Origin of the sequence: Desulfovibrio sp., from assembly GCF_019424165.1 — a bacterium.
Classification (GTDB): Bacteria; Desulfobacterota; Desulfovibrionia; order Desulfovibrionales; family Desulfovibrionaceae; genus Desulfovibrio.
On sequence record NZ_JAHZAA010000016.1, the window covers coordinates 531 to 4,642 of the forward strand.

The window sequence follows — 4,112 nt, forward strand, 5'->3', positions numbered from 1 at the left end:
CTTTGGCGCGAATGTTGCTTTCTACAAGTGATACCATCATACCTTCTGATCCTTCGGACGCAGGGTCGTGGTTTGGACGAAGGAGTGTTTTTTCTACGGTCATCTTCAAGCAAAAAGCAGTTTATTTTCAATTTTTATTTTTTATTGCGGCATCTGTTTAAATATGCCTGAAGCTGGTGAAGGCATGCTGGCCAGCCTTCAGATAGGATTTATGCATACTTTTTAAACAAAACTGGCAGGCTTTATCACAGAAACCCTTACGAGGAGGTTTCCCTATGAGTAGATCACTGAAAAGGACATTGAGCTTTCCTTCATTAGTGATTCTTGGAGCAGCTGGCATCATCGGGTCTGGCTGGATTTACACAACAAGTGATTTTTTCGCCAGCTACGGTGCGGGCGGCGTTGTGTTTGGCATGCTGCTCGCTTCGCTTATCGCGGCCTGTATTGCTCTGGCATATGGTGAGCTTGCTTCACAGTTTCCTCGCGCTGGCGGGGAAATTTTGTATACATTTATCGCTTTTAACAGGGGATTGGCTTTTATTATCGGGTGGATGCTGATTGGCGCCTTTCTTAGTTCAACAGCGTTTTATATGGCGGCCTTTGGCGGTTTGCTGGCAAAGGGGTTTCCTGGAATTGCCTCTATAATGGAAAGCATACAGCTATACAGCATTGCAGGAACAACCGTCTATTTACCAGGCTTGCTCGCGGGTATCATTCTCGTTTTATTCTTTTTTTATCTCAACTCCCGCAGCGTGGACGTTGGGGCATCAACGCAAAAAATATTGTTCATTCTTAAAGTCATTTGCGGTGCTGCTTTGGCTGTTGCTGGTATTGCACTGGGCAGTTGGGCCAACTTTTGGCCCGCTTTTACCCCGGTGCTTGCTGACGGTACTGAAGCTACTATTATCAATGATATTGCTGGCGTCGTCCGTTTTGTCATTCCCGCGCTCACATTTCTAACGGGCTTCAGCGTTGTTGCCCTGTTGGCCGAAGAAGCCAATTTTTCTCCCAAGCGTATCGGCGTCGCCGCCGTTGTTACGGTTTTTCTGGCGGCTGCCTATTATGTTTTGGTCCTGCTTGCTACCGGTATGATTATTCCTTGGGAAGAATCCGCCAAGATGGATTTGGGGGCTATCAGCACCTTTACCGCCGCGGGCTATCCTGTTTTGAGCTATGCGGCTATGGCCATCGCTCTGCTCGGCATGGGTACGGGATCGCTCGGCATGGCCATGGGCTGCTCGCGTATCATCTTTGCCATGGGGCGTGGCGGCCTTTTGCCCAGATTTCTTGGTGAAGTGAACAGCCGTAACGTGCCGTTCAATGCTTTGGCCTGCACCCTTGTTTTGACCCTGTCCATGGGATGGCTTGGAAAGAGCGCCATGATCTGGTTCCTGGACATGGGCGGTGTATTTGTTGGCCTTTCATGGGCTCTGACAGTGGTCTGCATGTACAGGATCAGAAAGCGTTACCCGACAAACCATCGCCCCTACAAAGTCAAGCTTACCTGGCTGCCTGTTGTCGGGGCGCTTGGCGCGTTTGGCATTATTGTAATGACGCTTATTCCAGGTACTTCAATGTCGTTGGTGTTTCCTGAATATGTGCTTCTTATCATCTGGGTATCTCTCGGGGTCATCATGTACAATCTGTACGCGAAAAAAAGTCCCTTTACCGAGCAGGAAGCCATGAAGGAAATGCTTGGTGAAAATTACGACGAAATAGAAAAGCTGCAAAGGAAGTCATAACAGTTTCGGAGGTGGGGGCTGTGGCCGCCCCCACCTTGTTTGCAAAAACTGCATTATAACGCTTTGCTGTTTTTCAAAAAATACCATCGGACATTTTACCTGGATTCAGAAAAAATGATGCTGCATCTGTGTTGCATAAGCTGTGCAACGGAGCACGGATCGGCATATGCGCTTGGCAGGCCCACAGAAAATAAAAACAACAGGCATATATGAACCCCTGCCAATGGTGCCGGCAGCAGCGTAACAGCTTTTACAGGCTTGATGCCATTGAGGATAGTTTATGTATATATTGGACATGCATACGGATATTTTTGCTCATACGTCACGATACCGCAGCAATGGAGAACGGAATAACATTGCGAAACACCACCTTGCCTTTCTCAAGCAAGGAGGCGTTGGCGGCCTGATCATGGTGCTGTGGATTTCGCCGGAGTTTACAAATGATCCGGTCCGCCGCTTTAAAGAGCTTCTTCCTCTGAGCCTTGCGGAGATCGGGGAGGCAAAAGACGATATCACTTTTGTTCGGAGCATGTCCGAGGCGGATCATGCACGCAAGGAAGGGCGCATTTTTGCCTTTATGGGCGTTGAGGGTGCATCCGGTTTTGAAAATGGTCTGGAAACGGTCCAATATGTTTATGATCAGGGCATCAGGCATATTGGCCTTAGTTGGAATGAAGAAAACCAGTTTGCTACAGGAGTTGGCAGCCCCAATTACAACAGGGGCCTGACAAGGCTCGGAAGGGATGTCGTGTCCCTGATGGACGAGCTTGGCATGGTAATCGATCTTTCCCACCTCAATGAAAAAAGTATTTGGGAAGTGCTGGAACTTTCCAGTAATCCGCTTATTGCTACCCACTCTAACTGCAGGAGTCTGTGCCCGGCTGAACGTAACCTGACGGATCAGCAGATACGGGCCATTGCAGAAAAGGGTGGCGTTATCGGCATGAACGCCTGGGGCTCTTTTGTGCGTGCTGAAAAACCCAATGTTTACCATTTTGTTGAACATTTTGATAGGGTGGTCAATCTCGCAGGTATTGAATCACTGGCTCTGGGGTTTGATTTCTGCCATTATTTTAAGCATGACAAATTAACTCCGGAACCAGAAAGGCATATCGCAGAAATAGAAGGTCTGCTTGATTGGAGAGACATCCCTTCGCTGTTTGAAATTCTGAAGCGGCGTGGATACTCTGATGATGCTCTGGAAAAAATTGCTCATAAAAATGCGGAACGTGTACTCAGGGATATTCTGAAAGGCTAAGGCTCGCAGGAATAATAGCCTCCTCTTTGCTGGCTGGCAGGAAAGGGCGATGCAAAGCCTTTTGGGGCAGCATGACGCTCCCCGAGCCTGCAATGACATGCTGAAAGCAATACCAAAAGAAACAAACCACCTCCGTGTCATGTGCATGTGAAGCACGCATTCCGTGCCTTTATGTACAGCAAAACAAAAGAGGGCGCGGCTGCTCAAAATTTGGTTCCAAACAGAAAAGGGCTTACGATTTTCATCGTAAGCCCTAAACTTTCTGGTCGGGATGAAAGGATTTGAACCTTCGACCCCTTGAACCCCATTCAAGTGCGCTCCCAGGCTGCGCTACATCCCGACGCGAGAAAGATAACTACGCTGAACCACTTGTTCTGTCAATCTTTTTTTAAATTATTTTTTCTTAGTAATACCAGGCCGACCAAAGGAGGCAGATACAGATGGATGTTCCCCTCATGTCGATCAGGCAGCGGCTGGGTAAAATGCTCTACGGGCTGGCCGGATATGTCAAGATTTCCGTGTCCGCCGAAACGCCTTTCGTCCGAGGAAAGCAGCTCCACATATTTACCGGAAGAAACAGCAAACGTCAGATTTTTCTGGGCATCAAGCTCATGAAAGTTAAAGGCAAAAAGCAGTTGTCCCCTCTCAAAAGCCAGCAACCGTTTTTCTTCATGAATAAAGCGGAAAAGAGGGGATTGCCCAAAGCTGTTCAGATGTGGCTGGACCATTTCCAGCATCTGCGCTTTGTCCCAGGCGGCCAGGAAGGCGTATTTAAGATCAGAGGCCTGGGCCAGGTGCCATTGCCTGTGGGCGTAGTTTTCCGCATCAAGCCATTCGGGATGTCCAAATTCGTTCCCCATAAAGTTGAGATAGCCCGCATCAGCAGTACCCAATGTAATAAGGCGCATAAGACGGTAAAAAGCGAGTCCACGCGATACGTCCCAGCTATCTGTTGCAACAGACATGTGGCTGTACATGCGCTCGCCAAGCAACCGCCAGATCATGGCATCTTTGCCGTTTATACACTGGTCGTGGCACTCCACATAGCTGATGGTGCGATCATATGGCCTATGATTGGTCATTTCATGCCACATACTGCCCATATCGCGAGG

At 48.6% G+C, this 4,112-nt stretch carries 3 protein-coding genes and 1 tRNA gene; 2 read left to right on the forward strand and 2 right to left on the reverse strand.

Annotated elements, in window-relative coordinates; all coding sequences use genetic code 11:
* The first annotated feature begins 275 nt into the window (after positions 1 to 275).
* Together QZ377_RS07315 and QZ377_RS07320 are read left to right on the forward strand one after the other, a co-directional pair.
* Complete coding sequence (locus QZ377_RS07315) at positions 276 to 1,742, forward strand: APC family permease (RefSeq protein WP_291440514.1); 1,467 nt, start codon at positions 276 to 278, stop codon at positions 1,740 to 1,742.
* Between the two features lie 280 nt (positions 1,743 to 2,022).
* Complete coding sequence (locus tag QZ377_RS07320; protein ID WP_291440515.1) at positions 2,023 to 3,000, forward strand: membrane dipeptidase; 978 nt, start codon at positions 2,023 to 2,025, stop codon at positions 2,998 to 3,000.
* A gap of 263 nt (positions 3,001 to 3,263) precedes the next feature.
* Here QZ377_RS07320 and QZ377_RS07325 read toward each other — a convergent pair.
* Both QZ377_RS07325 and QZ377_RS07330 read right to left on the reverse strand, forming a co-directional pair.
* Positions 3,264 to 3,340: transfer RNA gene (locus QZ377_RS07325), tRNA-Pro, on the reverse strand.
* A 37-nt stretch (positions 3,341 to 3,377) separates the two neighbouring features.
* Positions 3,378 to 4,112 (reverse strand): alpha amylase C-terminal domain-containing protein (locus QZ377_RS07330; protein ID WP_291440516.1); only part of this gene is annotated, 735 nt, incomplete at its 5' end.